Below are 15,271 nucleotides of genomic sequence, written 5' to 3'. Positions count from 1 at the left end.
GTCGCCCCGGTCACTGCGCCCCGCCGTACAGCGCGGCGAGCCGGGCGACGGCGTCGGCCACCCGCTCCCGCAGCTCGGGCGGGTCGAGCACCTCCACCTCCGGCCCGAGCCGCAGCAGCAACTCGTACGCCACCTCGACGGACTCGACGGGCAGCCGGGTGACCACCCAGCCCCGCCCGTCGGGCTCGCCGGCGGCGCGGGTCGCCTCGGCGTACCCGAAGGGGGCCTCCGGGGCCCGGCGGAGCGCGCGCAGGCCGGCGGGGCTGAGCCGGACGCCGACCTCGGCCCGCTGCATGCTCCGCAGGAACGCCTCGGCCTGGTCGTGCCAGTGGCCGCCCAGGTCGAAGCCCCCGTCCCGGGCGAACGTCTCCTCGGCCGTCAGCACGTCGACCACCCGGTCCACCCGGTACGTCCGGGTGGTGTCGCCGACCCTGGCGACCAGGTACCAGACCCCGCTCTTGAGCACCAGCCCGTACGGCTCCACCCGCCGCACGACCTCCCGCTCGCCGCGCCGGTAGCGCAGCTCGACGACCAGGTCCCGCCACACCGCCCGGGCCAGCTCGGCCAGCCACGGCGGCGGCGTCGCGTCCCGGAACCAGCCCGGCACGTCGAGGTGGAACCGCTGCCCGACGCGGGCCGGCGCGTCGCGCAGGGCGGGCGGCAGCGCGGCCAGCACCTTCAGCTCGGCGGAGGCGACCGCGTCGGCCAGCCCCAGGTCCCCGGCCGGGCCGGGCAGCCCGGTCAGGAAGAGCGCCTCCGCCTCGTCCCGGGTCAGCCCGGTGAGCCGGGTCCGGTACCCGCCGATCAGCCGGTACCCGCCGGAGCGGCCCCGGTCGGCGTAGACCGGCACCCCGGCGGCGGAGAGCGCCAGCACGTCCCGGTACACGGTCCGCTCGGAGACCTCCAACTCCCGGGCCAGTTCGGCGGCCGTCATCGTCTCCCGGGACTGGAGCAGCAGCACCAACGAGATCAACCGAGAGGCCCGCACCCACCCATTGTGTCGGGCAGGGACGACGGGCCGGATGTGCCGGTCGCCGTTAGGCTCAGCGGTCGTGAACGTACCCAGCAACATCACCGCGCCGGTGACCGGCGCCGTCGGTCGGTTCTTCTCCGGGGTCGGCCTGCTCCTGCGCGGCCTCGGCCTGTACGTCCGCAGCCCCGGCCTGATGCTGCTCGGCATCGTCCCGGCGCTGCTGTCCGGGGCGCTGTTCGTGGGAGCGTTCGCCATCCTGGTGTACTTCGTGGACGACCTGGCCGCGCTGGTCACCCCGTTCGCCGACGACTGGTCCGCCACCGCCCGCGGCCTGGTCCGGGTGATCGCCGGGCTGGCCTTCCTCGGGGTCGGCGGGCTGCTCGGGGTGCTCACCTTCACCGCGGTCACCCTGGTCATCGGCGACCCGTTCTACGAGAAGATCTCCGAGCGGGTGGAGGAGCGGTACGGCGGCACGCCCGGCGCGGTGGAGGTGCCGTTCTGGTCGTCGCTGCGCCGCAGCCTCGTCGACTCGCTGCGACTGGTCGCGATCTCCGTGCTGGTCGGCATCCCGCTCTTCGCGGCCGGGTTCATCCCGGTGGTCGGCCAGACGGTCGTGCCGGTGATCGGGGCGGCGGTGGGCGGCTGGCTCCTCGCCCTGGAGCTGACGGGGGCGGCGTTCTCCCGGCGGGGCATGCGGCTGCCGGACCGGCGATCGCGGCTGAAGGTCGACCGGCCCACGACCCTGGGCTTCGGGGTGGCCGTCTTCGTCTGCTTCCTGATCCCGCTCGGGGCGGTGTTGATCATGCCGGCGGCGGTGGCCGGCGCGGCCCTGCTCACCCGCCGCTCCCTCGGCCAGTCCGTCGAGGAGGGCTGACGTGGAGATCATCCTGGTCGAGGGGGACATCACCGCCCAGCGGGTCGACGCGATCGTGAACGCGGCCAACTCCTCGCTGCTGGGCGGCGGGGGCGTGGACGGCGCGATCCACCGGCGGGGCGGCCCGGCCATCCTGGCCGAGTGCCGGGCGCTGCGCGCGTCGCGGTACGGCCGGGGCCTGCCGACCGGCCAGGCGGTCGCCACCACCGCCGGCGAGCTGCCGGCCCGCTGGGTGGTGCACACGGTCGGGCCGGTCTTCTCGGCCACCGAGGACCGGTCGGCGCTGCTGCGGGACTGCTACGCCAACAGCCTGGCGGTGGCCGACGGGCTGGGCGCGGCCACGGTGGCGTTCCCGCTGATCTCGGCCGGCATCTACGGCTGGCCGGTGGAGGACGCCGTACGCCAGGCCCTCGCGGTGCTGCGAGCCGCGTCTCGGGCGCACGTCACCGAGGCCCGACTGGTCCTCTTCGGGGCCGAGACGCATGCGGCGGCCCGGCGGCTCGCCGCCTCCTGACCGGCGGGGCGCGTCCGGACAAATAACTCAAAAGCGGACACGGGCGGCGTGGGGCCCTATCTTGATAGGTGCAAAAGGTGCAAAGCCGTCAGGAGTGCGTCGCGTGGAAGCTGCCCGGCTCAGGTCCGCCGTCTGGGCGACCACGGCCTGTCTGCTGGTGCTCGGCGCGGCAGACCTGGCCCGGGCCAGGTCGCGGGAGGCCGTGCCCGCCGGTGCCGAGCGCCCCGTGTCGCCTCCGCCCGGCCCCCGGACCACGATCGGGCTGGACCCCGCCGCCGGGCCCACCGTCGCGGCCACCCGGGAGCGTGCCTGCACGTCGGAGCTGGGCGGCGGCCCCCACCCCGACGAGGACGTCTGGGTGTTCGGCCTGCCGGCCGGTGCGGTCGCGGCCCGGTTCATCGCGGTGACGCCCGCGTTCGCCACCGGAGACCAGGGGCGGGTCGTCACCGCCGTCCCGGCCGAGGGCGGCGCGATCGTCGACGATCATGGCGTCAGTCTGGCGTGGCTCCGGCTGCCGGCCGGCTGGACGCTGGTGGGCGGCACGGCGACGATCGCCGGGGACGCCGACCGGTTCGTGCTCGCCCGCGTCTGCGCGGCCAGTCGGCCGTCGCTCTGAGGTGCCGGCGAGCCGGTCAGCCGGCACGCCTTCGGCGCGATCGCGCTGAATAGGGAGCAAGATCGTGCTTGATCAGGGAAAGTGGGGCCTCGTTGCGGGTGGGAGGCCCCACTTTCCGGGATCGAGCACGATCTTGCACGTCTGGCCGATCGTCGGCGGTGCCGGGGAGGCCGGCCGGCCCCGGAACGCTCCGGAGCTGGTAGATCTCCGCTCATCGTCAGGGCAGCTCGCGCAGGCAGGACCACTGCTGGGCCACCGGCCGGTACCCCAGCTCCTCGTTGATCGCCAGCATCGGCGCGTTCGCCGCGTCGTTCGAGGTGTACGCGACGCGCACCCCCGAGGCGGCGGCCCGGTGCAGGGCGTTCGCCTTCGCCAGCCGGGCCAGCCCTCGGCCCCGGTGCTGCGGCACCGTGGCGGTGTAGTCCGACCACATCCGGTCGCCGTCCCGCTTGACCAGGCTGAACGCGACGACCACGCCGTCGGCCACGACTGCGGTGCTCGAATCCCGGTCCAGGCCGAGGTTGTCCCAGACCTCGTACCGGAAGCTCTCGTAGCTCATGGCGTCCCTCGGCACGTCGCCCGGCTCGTCGACGGCCGCCGCCCGGTTGGCCAGGTAGACCTGGTACGGGTCGAGCCCGCTCAGCGGCGACAGGCGTACGTGCGGGGGCGCGGCCGGCGGCGGAAAAGCCGAGCGCAGCTTCACCGCCGAGTAGCGCAGCTCCCGGCCCGCCGTGAAGCCGTGCCGACGGGCGAACGGCAGCCCTTCGGCCAGCGCCCAGCCGTGCACCCGGCGGATGCCGAGCGGGGTCAGGTGGTCCAGCGCGGCGGCCAGCAGCCCGGAGCCGATGCCCCGCCCCCGATGCCCGGGGTGGACGTGCAGCAGCGACACGTCGCCGGACCCCACCTCGGACGTCTGACCGTCGCGGTACGCCGACACCCAGCCCACCACCACGCCGTCGACCTCGGCCACGAAGGCGGTCCAGTCCTCGCCGGGCGACGGCTCCGTGATCATTTTCCGGGTCGAGGCCACACTCCGCACGAGGTACGGGAACACGAGCGCCCGCAGGGCCACCACGTCGGCGGCGTCGTCCGGCCGGGCGACGCGGATCGTCATCGGGTCTTGTCCCGGACGGCGGCGGCGAGCGCGACCTCCGACACGGACAGCTCGGGTACGCGCACCAGCGCCACGGCATTGCTCATCCGCGCGACGCTAGTGCGCCCGTCGGCCCCGTCGCCACGTCAGGTGGAGGCGCGGACGACCAGCTCAGTGGGGAGGACGAGGGCCGGCTCGACGTCCTCACCGGCCGCCATCCGCAGCAGTTGGCGGGCGGCCTCCCGGCCCAGTTCCAGCAGCGGCTGCCGCACCGTGGTCAGTGGTGGCTCGGTGTACGCGGCGGTCTCGATGTCGTCGAAGCCGATCATCGCGACGTCGTCGGGCACCCGCCGACCGGCCTCGCGCAGCGTCCGCATGGCCGCGTGCGCCATCAGGTCGGACGCGGCGAAGACGGCGTCCAGGTCGGGGTACGTGTCGAGGAGTTGGCCCATCGCCGCCGCCCCCGACTCGCGGGTGAAGTCCCCGAACGCCACCCGCTCCGGCAGCCCGGCCTCGGCGACCGCCTCCCGGTACCCGGCCAGCCGCTCCACCCCGGCGATCATGTCCTGCGGGCCGGCGATGGTGGCGATCCGCCGCCGCCCCGAGTCGAGCAGGTGCCGCACCGCCCGGGTCACCCCGCCGACGTGGTCGACGTCGACGTACGGCACCCCGACGTCGCCGAGCGGGCGGCCACTGCACACCACCGGGATGCCCAGCCGGGCCAGCTTCCCCGGCAGCGGGTCCGCGCCGTGCAGCGAGGCGAAGATCGCCCCGTCGACGTGCCGCCCGGTGGTGTACCGCTCCACCCGGGCGTGTCCGGCCGGCGAGCCGGCCAGCATCAGCACGAGCTGCTTGTCGGCCGCCTCCAGCTCCTGGGCGACCCCCCGGATGATGCTCGGGAACACCTGGTCGTCGGAGAACACCCGGGTCGCCTCCTCGGGCAGGACCAGGGCGACCGAGTCGGTCCGCTGGGTGACCAGGCTGCGGGCGGCCAAGTTCGGCACGTACCCCAGCTCGGCCACCGCCAGGCGGACCGCCTCCTGGATCGGCTCGGCGACGGTCGTGGAACCGTTCACCACCCGCGAGACGGTCGCCCGGGACACGCCGGCCCGCCGGGCCACCGCCTCCAGGGTCGGCCGTTGGACCGTCGTCATCGGAGTGCTCACCACCTCGTCACAGCCCGTTCCGGGAGATCACCCCCTGGTACCACAGGGCGCTGGCCTTCGGTGTGCGCCGCTGGGTCAGGTAGTCGACGTGGACGATCCCGAACCGCTTGCGGTACCCCTCGGCCCACTCGAAGTTGTCCAGCAACGACCATACGAGATAGCCGCGCAGGTCCACTCCCCGGCCAACGGCCTCGTGTGCCGCCCGAAGGTGCCCGTCGAGGTAGGCGATCCGGTCGGTGTCGGCCACCCGTCCGGCCCCGTCCGGCCCCGCCTCGCCGCCCCGGTCCGGGAACGCCCCGCCGTTCTCAGTGATCATCAGCGGCAGGCCCGGGTAGTCGGCGGCGAGCCGCTCCAGCAGGCGGGTCAGTCCGGCCGGCTCGATCATCCAGCCCATCTCGGTCAGTGGCCCGGACGCCGGCAGGAACTCCACCGCCCGCTCGGTCCCCGGGTACGCCCCGCCGCCGGCGCCGTCCGGCCGGCCGGCGACGTACGTCGGGGCGTAGTAGTTGATCCCCAGCAGGTCGATGGGGGCGGCGATCAGCTTCTCGTCCCCGTCCCGGATGAAGGTCGGCTCCACCATCCGGGACACGTGCTCCAGCACGTCGGCCGGGTAGCCGGCGCCGGTCAGCGGGTCCAGGAAGATCCGGTTCTGCAACCCGTCGACCAGCCGGACCGCCGCGGCGTCCGCCGCGCTGTCCGGGTCCGCCGGCTGCACGTCCGCCGGGTTCAGCGTGATCCCGACGACCTCCGCGCCGGCCGCGCGCAGCGCCCGGGCCGCCAGGCCGTGCCCGAGCAGCAGGTGGTGCACGGCGGTGAAGGCCGCCCCCGCGTCCCGCACGCCGGGGGCGTGCACGCCGTTGCCGTACCCGAGGTAGGCCGAGCACCACGGCTCGTTGAGCGTGGTCCAGGTGCGGATCCGGTCGCCCAGCCGGCCGTGCACCGCCGCCGCGTACGTGGCGAAGTGCTCGGCGGTCTCCCGACTGGTCCAGCCGCCCCGGTCCTCCAGAACCTGCGGCAGGTCCCAGTGGTAGAGCGTGACGATCGGGTCGATGCCCCGGTCCAGCAGCGCGTCGGTCAGCCGGTCGTAGAAGTCCAGGCCGCGCGGGTTCACCGGGCCGGTGCCGTCGGGCTGGATGCGCGGCCAGGCGACCGAGAACCGGTACGCCCCCAGCCCCAGCTCCGCCATCAGGGCCACGTCGCCGGCGTACCGGTGGTAGTGGTCGCAGGCGACGTCGCCGGTGTGGCCGGCGAAGACCTTGCCCGGCGTACGGCTGAAGGTGTCCCAGATGGACGGGCCCCGGCCGTCGTCGCGGGCCGCGCCCTCGATCTGGTACGCCGCAGTGGCCGCACCCCAGACGAAGTTCTCGGGGAATCGGAGTTCACTCACGCCTTGACCGCACCTTCCGTGAATCCGCCGATGATCTCTCTCGGGTCTGTCGAGGACAGCGTACGGCCGGAGGGAGTCGTTCCAGGGCGGCTCGACCGATACGAGAGAGCGCTCTCGCCCGAGCGTGGTGCCTCCCTCACCCAATGTCAAGAGAGCGCTCTCAAGGCGCGTGCCGCCGACCCGAACAGGGGCCCGCCGGGTCGGCGGGCCCCTGTTCGGGTCGATGCGGTCCGGCCGGGCGCTACGGCCCTGGTGGCGCGCGGTCCGGCTCCCGCCGGCGTCTCAGCCGGTGCGGAGGCCGTTGAGCAGCGTCCGGTCCCCGGCCACGCCGAGGGTGTCGAAGCTGACCCGGCCCATCAGGGCCAGCAGCAGGTCGCTCGCAGTCCCCGTCACCTCGGCCCGGGCGTGGTGCTCGTCGTGGTCGAGGATGGTGTCGGTGTCCAGCAGCGCGACGCCCTCGCCGCGCAACCGCAGGTACCAGTCCTGGCCCGCGTCGGACGCGGAGAGGTGCACGACCCCGTGCCACTGGCCGGTCGCCGTCCGCTTGCCGGCGGGCAGCCAGGTGTCCAGCACCTCGCTCACCCCGTCGGCCGCGAGCTTGGCCTCGATCGGCTCGCCGGCGGCGATGGCGAGCTGGGCGTCCCACCGGTGGACCGCGGTCTCGTGGGCCATCCGGCGGGGCCAGAATCCCGCCTTCTTCGGCTGCGGCGCCCAGTTCCACGCCGGCGCCTCCGGGTCCAGCCCGTCGAAGGCCACCATCAGCCGGTCGTACCCGTGCTGCCAGAACTGGAACGGGTTCATCCCGGCGGGCAACTCGCCCGGCACGGGGCGATCCGGGCGGGCGGTGCCGCCGGAGGTGACGACGATGTGCACCCAGCGGTAGACGTCGCCGAGGTGCAGGGCCAGTTCGTTGATCGTCCAGCCAGGGCAGGAAAGCACGGGTGTCTCGGGAGGCGCTTCCGCGACGGCGGCGGCGAACGCGGGCCCCTCCGCCCGGAGCGCGCCGATCCAGAAGTCCTTCGTGCCGTGCAGTCTGCTCATCAGGATCCTTCCGGGCGACCGGGCCACCAGTGGGTGCCGCGGCTGCCCCTCAGCCTAGGGTGAAAGGCGTGTCAGACGTTAGTGCCCAGCCGGCCACCGAAACCCACGCCGCCGACCCGATGTCGTTGGCGAGATACACCACCCTGCGCCTCGGTGGAGCGGCGGGACGGGTCGAGACCGCCGCCAGCGCCGAGGAGATCGTACAAAAGGTGCAGCAGGCGCGCCTACGGGACGACCAGGTGCTTATCCTCGCAGGGGGCAGCAACGTGGTGATCGGCGACGCCGGCTTCCCCGGCACCGTCGTGCTGGTGCGCTCCCGGGGGCTGCGGGTGGTCGCCGAGGACGCCGACACCGTCACCGTACGGGTGGAGGCCGGCGAGCCGTGGGACGACCTGGTCGCCGCGACCGTGACGAACGGCTGGTCCGGTCTGGAGTGCCTGTCCGGCATCCCGGGCTCCGCCGGCGCCACCCCGATCCAGAACGTCGGCGCGTACGGCCAGGAGGTGGCCGAGACGATCACCGGCGTCCAGGTGTACGACCGCGCCGACGGCACGGTGGGCCGGGTGGAGGCGGCCGACTGCGGCTTCGCGTACCGGTCGAGCATCTTCAAGTACAGCGAGCGCTGGGTGGTGCTCTCGGTCGACTTCCGGCTCGCCCGGTCCCCGCTGTCCGGTCAGGTCCGCTACGCCGAGCTGGCCCGTGCGCTCGGCGTCGAGGTCGGCGACCGGGTGCCGCTGGCCGACGCGCGGGCGACCGTGCTGCGGCTGCGGGCCGGCAAGGGCATGGTGCTCGACGCCGGCGACCCGGACACCTGGTCGGTGGGCTCGTTCTTCACCAACCCGGTGCTGGACCGGGAGGGCTACGAGCTGCTGCGCGAGCGCGCCGCCGACCTCGGCGAGCCGCCGCACTGGCCCGGGGCCGGCGACATGGTCAAGATCAGCGCGGCCTGGCTGATCGACCGGGCAGGGTTCGCCAAGGGCCACCCCGGCCCGGAGGGGGTGGCCATCTCCGGCAAGCACACCCTCGCCCTCACCAACCGCGCCGGCACCGCCAGCACGGCGGCCCTGATCGCCCTGGCCCGCGACATCCGCGACGGCGTCCACGCCCGCTTCGCGGTCACCCTCCACCCCGAACCGGTCCTCATCAACTGCGCCCTCTGACCGGCCCCGCTGTGGGGGGTCAGGCGGGGGCGACGGCGGGCCAGGGGACGGTCAGCTCGCCGAGGCGCCAGCGGCGGGGGCGGTACTCGATCGGCCAGCCCGAGGCGCGGGTCGCCGCGATCGTGCGCAGCCAGCGCTGGCGGGGGCCGAAGGGGGCGTACGGGGCAGCATCCCGCCAGGCGTCGTCCAGGTCGCGGAGCAGGGCGTGGACGGGTTCGCCTGGCACGTTGCGGTGGATCAGCGCCTTCGGCAGCCGCTCGGCCAGCTCGGCGGGGCTGCCCAGCGTGGTGAGTTTGGCGGCCAGGGTGAGCGTTCGCGGGCCGACTGCGTCGACCAGCACCCAGCCGCCGAGCCGGCCCAGCTCGTCACAGGTGCCCTCGACCAGTGCCCCGCCCGGGGCCAGCCGGTCGGTGACCGTGCGCCAGGCGTCGGCGACCTCGCCCTCGTCGTACTGGCGGAGCACGTTGAACGCCCGGACCAGGACGGGCCGCAGCCCGGCCAGCTCGAACCCGCCCCGGGCGAAGGTGAGCCCCGGCGGGTCGGCGGCGGGCCGGGCGGCGGCGACGCGTACCGGATCGATCTCCAGCCCGACCACCCGCACGTCGGCGCGGACCCCGGCGGCCAGCCGGGCGCGCAGCTCCACGGCGGTGACCGGCGTGGCGCCGTAGCCGAGGTCGACCACCAGCGGGTCCGGCGCTGCCCGGAGCCGGCCGCCGCACGTCTCGACGATCCAGTTGTCCACCCGGCGCAGCCGGTTGGGGTTCGTCGTGCCCCGGGTGACCACGCCCCGGGGCCGCATCAGCGCCGCCCCCGTCCGCGCCGGATCACTCCGGGTGCCTCACGGGCTCGTCCGATGCACCTTGTGCTGGGCGGCCTGGGCCAGCGGGCGGACCACCAGCCGGTCGATGTTCACGTGCTGCGGGCGGGTCGCGCACCAGGCGATGCAGTCGGCGACGTCCTCGGCGACCAGCGGCTCGGCCACCCCCGCGTAGGCCGCCGCCGCCCGCCCGGCGTCGCCGCCGAAGCGGACCAGCCCGAACTCGTCGGTACGCACCATCCCCGGATCGATCTCGATGACCCGGACCGGCCGGCCGCACAGCTCCAGCCGCAGCGTGCCGGCGATCGCCGTCTGCGCGTGCTTCGCGGCGGAGTATCCGCCCCCGCCCTCGTACACGATGAAGCCGGCGGTGGAGGAGACGACCACGACGGTGCCGGCGCCGGACGCCTCCAGCGCCGGCAGCAGGGCCTGGGTGACCCGCAGGGTGCCGAGCACGTTCACGTCGTACATCCACTGCCAGTCGTCCACCGAGCCGGATTCCACCGGGTCCAGCCCGCGTGCGCCCCCGGCGTTGTTGACCAGCAGGGTGACCGGGCCGGGAGCCGCCGCGGCGGCCTCGGCCAGGCCGGCGACCGACTCCTGCGAGGTGACGTCGCACCCCACCGCGGTGGCCGCCCCGCCGGCCGCCTCGATCCCGGCGACCAGTTCGGCCAGCCGGTCGGTGCGGCGGGCGGCGGCAAGAACGTGGAATCCCTCGGTGGCCAGCCGGCGGGCCGTGGCCGCGCCGATCCCGCTGGACGCCCCGGTGACGATCGCGACAGAGGTCATCCGGCCATTCTCGCCCGGCCGGGCGGGACCGGTGCCAATGGGTGGGCGTACGACGTCGATGAGGTCCGTCACGCCCGGGGGCCGGCGGGACGCATTTCCGATCCCCGGTGGGGAAGATGACACCCGGCGCGCAGGTTGACCGAGAAGCGCCGGTCGTGCGGGACGGCATCAACCGTGACAGAGGGAGCGGACGTGGCGGAATTGCACACCGGTATCGGTCGTCAGCGAGGTGCCCGACCGTGGCCGCGGCCCCGGCGCATCGCCACCCTGTCGGTGCACACCTCGCCCCTGCACCAGCCCGGCACGGGCGACGCGGGCGGGATGAACGTGTACATCCTGGAGGTCGCCCGGCGGTTGGCCGAGGCCGGCGTCGAGATGGAGATCTTCACCCGGGCCACGTCCGGCGACCTGCCGCCGGTGGTGGAGATGGCACCCGGCGTGCACGTCCGGCACGTCACCGCCGGCCCCCTCGAAGGGCTGACCAAGGAGGAGCTTCCCGGCCAGCTCTGCGCGTTCACGGCCGGGGTGCTGCGGGCCGAGGCGGCCCGCCCGCCGGGCCACTACGACCTCATCCACTCCCACTACTGGCTGTCCGGGCAGGTCGGCTGGTTGGCCAAGGAGCGCTGGGGGGTGCCGCTGGTGCACACCGCGCACACCCTCGCCAAGGTGAAGAACGCACAGCTTGCGGCCGGGGACCGGCCGGAGCCGAAGGCCCGGGTGATCGGCGAGGAGCAGGTGGTCGCCGAGGCCGACCGGCTGGTCGCCAACACCGAGGTCGAGGCCCGCGACCTGCTCCACCGGTACGCCGCCGACCCGGCCCGGGTCGCCGTGGTCGAGCCCGGCGTCGACCTGGGCCGGTTCCGCCCCGCCGCCGGGGACCGGCACGCCGCGATGCTCGCCGCCCGTCGTCGGCTGGGCCTGCCCACCGAGGGGTACGTGGTGGCCTTCGTCGGTCGGATCCAGCCGCTGAAGGCCCCCGACGTGCTGATCCGTGCCGCCGCCGCGCTGCGCGAGCGCGACCCGTTGCTCGCCGACGAGCTGACCGTGGTGATCGTCGGCGGCCCCAGCGGCAGCGGGTTGGACCGACCGACCGCCCTGATCGAGCTGGCCGGCTCGCTCGGGGTCGCCGACCGGCTGCGCTTCCTGCCGCCGTGCACGGGCGACGACCTGCCGGCCGTGTACCGGGCTGCCGACCTGGTCGCGGTGCCGTCGCACAACGAGTCGTTCGGGCTGGTCGCCCTGGAGGCCCAGGCGTGCGGTACGCCGGTGCTGGCCGCCGCCGTGGGCGGCCTCGTCACCGCCGTCCGGGACCAGGTCAGCGGGGTGCTGATCGACGGCCACGACCCGGTCGACTGGGCTCGTGAGCTGGTCCGCCTGTTGCCCGACCGGGCGCGCCGGGCCACTCTCGGCCTGGGCGCCGAGCGGCACGCCCGCGACTTCTCCTGGGACCGGACGGTCTCCCACCTGCTGAACGTGTACGGCGAGACGATCGCCGAGCGGCGCGGCCGGATGGCCGCCCAGCTCGCCGGCGACCCCGCCCTGAGCTGTTCCTGGTGAGACGGGGCGGGGCACCCTGTCCATCGAGGCCTCCGGTGTCCCTTCGCCGGCGGCGACCGTCCGGTGGGCGGGGCGGGTCGGCCGTAGAGTGGGGCGGATGAGCAGCGCGAAGAGCGAAGTCGCCGCCCTGATCGAGTCGGTGTGCGCGGAGCGGGAGCTGGTCGCCGAGTCCACCGGCGAGGCGTCGTACGCGGTCACCCTGCCCGGCACCCACAAGCTCAAGACGGTCTGCAACCTCATCGTCGGTGAGCACGCGCTGCGGGTCGAGGCGTTCGTGATGCGCCAGCCGGACGAGCGGCGCGAGGAGCTGTGGGCGTGGCTGTTGCAACGCAACGCCCGGATGTACGGGGTGTCCTTCTCGATCGACGCGGCCGGCGACGTCTACCTGACCGGCCGGGTCAACCTCGGAGGGCTCGACGAGGCCGAGCTGGACCGGCTGCTCGGCGCGGTGCTGACGTACGCCGACGAGTCCTTCGACACGATGCTGGAGATCGGCTTCGGCGCCGCCATCCGGCGGGAGTGGGAGTGGCGGGTCAAGCGCGGCGAGTCGACCGCCAACCTGGCTGCTTTCGCGCACCTCTTCGAGCCGTCGTCGGCGACGTCGGCGCAGGCGGGGGGTTCGGACCCGTCCTGACGGGTATGCCGCCCCGCGCGGTGCGGCACTGGGACCGCCCGCGCGCCGAGGACGGACTGTCGAGGAGCGTGAGCATCCCATGGCTCAGCGAAACAGCTCAGGTCGCGGCGGGACTGCGACCAGGACGAAACGGCAGGCGGGCAACCAGACCCCGAACACGCCGGGGATCTCCGAGTCGGAGATCTCCCGGATGAGGGCCGACGACATCCGTGGCCAGTTGCGTCGCCGCGGCGTCTCCGGGATCTCCGCCCTGCGCAAGCCGGAACTGGTGAAGACCCTGACCCGGACGCTGCGCGCCGAGGTCCGCTCCGGCGGCGCGGCGCGGGGCAGCACCGGGCCGGCGGGCCGGGCCCGTGGCACGAAGGCCGCAGCCGGCGCGCGCAAGGCGACCGGGGGTGCCCGCAAGGCGGCCCCGGCGCGGGCGAAGGCGACGGGTTCGCGGGCGAAGGCGGCTCCGGCCCGGGCGAAGGCGGCTCCGGCCCGGGCCAAGGCGGCTCCGGCGCGGGCGAAGGCCACGGGTTCGCGGGCCAAGGCCGCTCCGGCCCGGGCCAAGGCGACTCCGGCGCGGGCGAAGGCGACTCCGGCGCGGGCCAAGGCGGCCCCGGCCCGGGCGAAGGCGACTCCGGCCCGGGCGAAGGCGGCTTCCGCTCCGGCCCGGAAGGCGGCCCCGGCCCGCGGGACGACCACGACGGCGGCCGGCAACCGGCGGGCGGCCCCCACCGGCGCACGGAAGGCCGCCGCGAACCAGCGGCCGGCCGTCCCGTCGGCGGCCGGCCGGTCGGGCACCAACCAGCGGCAGGCACCGGCCCCGGCTCGCCAGGGTGCCGCGAACCGGCAGCGGTCGGCCGTCCGGACCGGGGGTTCGACGTCCCGCTCGGTGCGGTCCTCGCAGCCCATCACGTCGCTCCAGGACCGGCCGGAGCGCCCGGGGCGCAGCCTGGTCACCACCGACCACGACGTGATCCGGCGCTGGGCGCGGGAGCGCGGCGCGCGGCCGGCCACGATCGCCGGGACCGAGCGGGAGGGTCGGGCGGGGGTGCTGACGTTCAACATGCCGGGCTACCGGGAGAGCAGCCGGATGCGCGAGATCACCTGGGACGAGTGGTTCAACACCTTCGACGTACGCCGGCTGAACCTCATCTACCAGGAGCAGTTGCGTGACGGACGGCAGAGCAACTTCTTCCGCACGGAGTCGCCCGATCGGGCGGACGCCTGAGGGTTTGCGGGAATGCCCGGCGGGTAGACCCTGTTGGCTCAAGGCAACGCCGAGAAAATGACGGGTCCCGGTTCCGGACGACGGTGCTGTGACGGGCGAGACAGCCGATCCGGGTTGAATCCGCAATCTGGGCGAACTAGCTTTATTGCACCGCGCCACGCTCGGAAACGTTCGGGGGAGCGGCGGATCGATCAGATCCGTGCACGGGCGAGGCGCAGGGGAACGGATGGGTCACACCGTTGGGGGACGGTGCCATCCGGGGGAACCGGCGGCGCGAGCGGGCGACGCTTACGGGGGTGAGTGTCGCCCGCCGCCGCCGGGCACGTTGCGAGCGTCCACCACGACCCAAGGTCGAGGTGGGCGCTTTGCGCGTTCCATGGACCCGACCGACCGTCCCTTTCCCTGGCGCGCGTGGCCCGCCCGGCCCGGCATGATCGTCTGCTGAATACCGACACGACACGCCGGGCCGATTGCCGCTCAACGACAGACGATCATGAAGCGGGTGCCCGGTGCCCGCGGCGGGTGTCCCGGTTCAGGGGCGACGGATGTCCGTTGTCTGGGCCAGTCGGTGGTCGGGAGTGGCGGCTTCAGCCGGCAGTCCTGGCCAGGTGCTGCTTTTCCCCGTGCCGCAGGGCGGCAACGTGGCGCTCCCGAGGTGGGCCGGCCAGGAGGTGGCCCCCGGCGGCCAGCAGGCCCAGCGCGCCGACGATCAGCCAGTGCCGGTCGCCGAGGTGCTGGAGGCTGAGCCCGCCCAGGGCCGGCGCGACGAACGACGCCGCCGGGAAGGCCAGGTAGAACACCGACTGGTAGCGGGCGCGCAGCCCGGGCGGGGCGAGGTCGGCGTTGATCTGTGCGTTCGGCGGGGCGGCGAGCATCGAGCCGGCCGTCCAGACCACCGCGGCGGCCAGGTACGCCGGCAGCGTCCCGGCGAAGGCCAGGGCGCCGAAGCCGAGGGCGAGCAGCGCGGTCGACGCGGCGAGCACGACGCCCTTTCGGTGCCGGTCGACCAGCCGGGGCACGAAGAGTTGGCCGAGCACGATCAGGGCACCACCGACCGCCACCACCGTCCCGTACGCCGACGGCCCCAGCCCGTCCGCGCGCATCGCCAGCGGCATGATCGTCGAGGTCTGCATGGTGAGCACGGCCAGCACGAAGGTGAGCCCGACGAAGACCAGGAACGTCCGGTCGGTGAGCGCGGTGTGCAGCCCGGGTCGGCGCGGCCTGCGGGCGCCTCCGGTCCGGGCGGTCCGGTGGCCGTGGTCCGGGGACCGGGCGGACCGGGCGCGGGTGAGGGTGAGGGTCTCGGGGACCTTCCACCCGATCACGACGGCGGCGGCCAGGGTGGCCGCCGCGTCGACCAGGAACAGCGCCAGGAAGCTCGCCTCGGCGAGCAGGCCGGCCAGCAGCGAGGCCACGGCCATGCCCAGGTTGAAC

The 15,271-nt window shown here is 74.6% G+C and carries 14 protein-coding genes and 1 pseudogene; 7 read left to right on the top strand and 8 right to left on the bottom strand.

Going from position 1 to position 15,271, the window contains the following annotated elements:
• Window positions 1-10: 10 nt before the first annotated feature.
• Window positions 11-988, bottom strand: a complete 978-nt coding sequence (locus ABT023_RS22310; RefSeq protein WP_350888321.1) for a helix-turn-helix transcriptional regulator — start codon at window positions 986-988, stop codon at window positions 11-13.
• A gap of 34 nt (window positions 989-1,022) precedes the next feature.
• On the opposite strand from ABT023_RS22310, the gene ABT023_RS22305 reads away from it, so the two are divergent.
• From ABT023_RS22305 to ABT023_RS22295, 3 genes are all read left to right on the top strand, one after another.
• Window positions 1,023-1,847 carry an EI24 domain-containing protein gene (locus ABT023_RS22305; RefSeq protein ID WP_502890738.1) on the top strand — a complete coding sequence of 275 codons (825 nt, stop codon included), beginning with the start codon at window positions 1,023-1,025 and terminating at the stop codon, window positions 1,845-1,847.
• Between the two features lies 1 nt (window position 1,848).
• Entirely contained in the window at window positions 1,849-2,361 is a 513-nt protein-coding gene (locus ABT023_RS22300; RefSeq protein ID WP_350888319.1) for an O-acetyl-ADP-ribose deacetylase, read from the top strand.
• A 103-nt stretch (window positions 2,362-2,464) separates the two neighbouring features.
• Entirely contained in the window at window positions 2,465-2,977 is a 513-nt protein-coding gene (locus tag ABT023_RS22295) for a hypothetical protein (protein ID WP_350888318.1), read from the top strand.
• Window positions 2,978-3,194: 217 nt separating this feature from the next.
• On the opposite strand, the gene ABT023_RS22290 is transcribed toward ABT023_RS22295, so the two are convergent.
• The 4 genes from ABT023_RS22290 to ABT023_RS22275 form a co-directional block, all read right to left on the bottom strand.
• Window positions 3,195-4,091, bottom strand: coding sequence for a GNAT family N-acetyltransferase (locus ABT023_RS22290; RefSeq protein WP_350888317.1), 897 nt, complete (start codon window positions 4,089-4,091; stop codon window positions 3,195-3,197).
• Between the two features lie 125 nt (window positions 4,092-4,216).
• Window positions 4,217-5,224: a LacI family DNA-binding transcriptional regulator gene (locus ABT023_RS22285; RefSeq protein WP_350888316.1), complete on the bottom strand. Its 1,008-nt coding sequence runs from the start codon at window positions 5,222-5,224 to the stop codon at window positions 4,217-4,219.
• A 19-nt stretch (window positions 5,225-5,243) separates the two neighbouring features.
• On the bottom strand, window positions 5,244-6,623 hold the full coding sequence (locus tag ABT023_RS22280) for a GH1 family beta-glucosidase (RefSeq protein WP_350888315.1): 1,380 nt from the start codon (window positions 6,621-6,623) through the stop codon (window positions 5,244-5,246).
• Between the two features lie 282 nt (window positions 6,624-6,905).
• Window positions 6,906-7,664, bottom strand: coding sequence for a maleylpyruvate isomerase family mycothiol-dependent enzyme (locus ABT023_RS22275; RefSeq protein WP_350888314.1), 759 nt, complete (start codon window positions 7,662-7,664; stop codon window positions 6,906-6,908).
• A 68-nt stretch (window positions 7,665-7,732) separates the two neighbouring features.
• Here ABT023_RS22275 and ABT023_RS22270 point away from each other — a divergent pair, with 68 nt between their 5' ends.
• Window positions 7,733-8,824, top strand: coding sequence for a UDP-N-acetylmuramate dehydrogenase (locus tag ABT023_RS22270; protein ID WP_350888313.1), 1,092 nt, complete (start codon window positions 7,733-7,735; stop codon window positions 8,822-8,824).
• Between the two features lie 19 nt (window positions 8,825-8,843).
• Here the strand turns inward: ABT023_RS22270 and ABT023_RS22265 are convergent, their stop codons facing one another.
• Window positions 8,844-9,623 (bottom strand): class I SAM-dependent methyltransferase, encoded by a 780-nt coding sequence (locus tag ABT023_RS22265; protein ID WP_350888312.1) that lies wholly within the window; start codon window positions 9,621-9,623, stop codon window positions 8,844-8,846.
• A 39-nt stretch (window positions 9,624-9,662) separates the two neighbouring features.
• On the bottom strand, window positions 9,663-10,430 hold the full coding sequence (locus tag ABT023_RS22260; protein ID WP_350888311.1) for an SDR family oxidoreductase: 768 nt from the start codon (window positions 10,428-10,430) through the stop codon (window positions 9,663-9,665).
• A gap of 192 nt (window positions 10,431-10,622) precedes the next feature.
• On the opposite strand from ABT023_RS22260, the gene mshA reads away from it, so the two are divergent.
• From mshA to ABT023_RS22245, 3 genes and pseudogenes are all read left to right on the top strand, one after another.
• Entirely contained in the window at window positions 10,623-11,987 is a 1,365-nt protein-coding gene (gene mshA, locus ABT023_RS22255; RefSeq protein ID WP_350888310.1) for a D-inositol-3-phosphate glycosyltransferase, read from the top strand.
• 97 nt (window positions 11,988-12,084) lie between these two features.
• Window positions 12,085-12,621 carry a type III secretion system chaperone family protein gene (locus ABT023_RS22250; RefSeq protein ID WP_350888309.1) on the top strand — a complete coding sequence of 179 codons (537 nt, stop codon included), beginning with the start codon at window positions 12,085-12,087 and terminating at the stop codon, window positions 12,619-12,621.
• Between the two features lie 841 nt (window positions 12,622-13,462).
• Window positions 13,463-13,837: pseudogene (locus tag ABT023_RS22245) on the top strand (hypothetical protein); the annotation flags it as partial.
• A 587-nt stretch (window positions 13,838-14,424) separates the two neighbouring features.
• On the opposite strand, the gene ABT023_RS22240 reads toward ABT023_RS22245, so the two are convergent.
• Window positions 14,425-15,271, bottom strand: an 847-nt coding sequence (locus tag ABT023_RS22240) for an MFS transporter (RefSeq protein WP_350888308.1), incomplete at its 5' end; no start/stop codon positions are given.

The sequence above is a fragment of the Micromonospora sp. NPDC002296 genome, from assembly GCF_040296145.1.
Classification (GTDB): domain Bacteria; phylum Actinomycetota; class Actinomycetes; order Mycobacteriales; family Micromonosporaceae; genus Micromonospora.
This window is presented reverse-complemented; position numbering and strand designations above follow the sequence as displayed.

Bases quoted from the DNA above. Each gene is read 5' to 3' on its own strand.
- ABT023_RS22305 (WP_502890738.1), top strand. From the start codon at position 1,023: ATGTGCCGGTCGCCGTTAGGCTCAGCGGTCGTGAACGTACCCAGCAAC.
- ABT023_RS22290 (WP_350888317.1), bottom strand. From the start codon at position 4,091: ATGACGATCCGCGTCGCCCGGCCGGACGACGCCGCCGACGTGGTGGCC.
- ABT023_RS22285 (WP_350888316.1), bottom strand. From the start codon at position 5,224: ATGACGACGGTCCAACGGCCGACCCTGGAGGCGGTGGCCCGGCGGGCC.
- ABT023_RS22275 (WP_350888314.1), bottom strand. From the start codon at position 7,664: ATGAGCAGACTGCACGGCACGAAGGACTTCTGGATCGGCGCGCTCCGG.
- ABT023_RS22265 (WP_350888312.1), bottom strand. From the start codon at position 9,623: ATGCGGCCCCGGGGCGTGGTCACCCGGGGCACGACGAACCCCAACCGG.
- ABT023_RS22260 (WP_350888311.1), bottom strand. From the start codon at position 10,430: ATGACCTCTGTCGCGATCGTCACCGGGGCGTCCAGCGGGATCGGCGCG.
- ABT023_RS22250 (WP_350888309.1), top strand. From the start codon at position 12,085: ATGAGCAGCGCGAAGAGCGAAGTCGCCGCCCTGATCGAGTCGGTGTGC.